At 67.5% G+C, this 372-nt stretch carries 1 protein-coding gene; it reads right to left on the bottom strand.

Translation table 11 applies throughout. The features are described 5' to 3' along the window. Nucleotides 1–372: M17 family peptidase N-terminal domain-containing protein (locus EN852_RS36245; protein WP_281407838.1), on the bottom strand; the 372-nt coding region annotated here is incomplete at both ends.

Below are 372 nucleotides of genomic sequence, written 5' to 3'. Positions count from 1 at the left end.
GCGAATTCTATCGGCCCCAGCGCATTGGCCGGCTCGTTGACGAGGTCGCGCGCCAGCAGCACGCCATCGACCACCGCCTCCTCGCCGGCAAAAGCCTTCTTCGCGGCCGCGGGGTCGGCGCAGTGGATGGTTATCTTGGCGGGCTTCGCCGCCTCGGCCTTCCTGGCGTCCTTCGCGTCAGATTGGCCGTCCTCCTTGTCTTTCCTGGTCTTGTATTTGTCGAAGGCGTAGCTGCGCAGGAGGATGCCGGCGGCAAGGCTCGCCGCCTGGCGGCCATCGGGCTGCAGCTCCGGCAGATCGAGGATGACCGCCACCTCGGTCGCCTTGCGCAGTGAAGCGGCAACGGCGCCGCCTAGCTTCAGCCAGGCGTTG

Origin of the sequence: Mesorhizobium sp. M2E.F.Ca.ET.209.01.1.1, from assembly GCF_004010375.2 — a bacterium.
In the GTDB taxonomy this organism is placed as follows: domain Bacteria; phylum Pseudomonadota; class Alphaproteobacteria; order Rhizobiales; family Rhizobiaceae; genus Mesorhizobium.
This window is presented reverse-complemented; position numbering and strand designations above follow the sequence as displayed.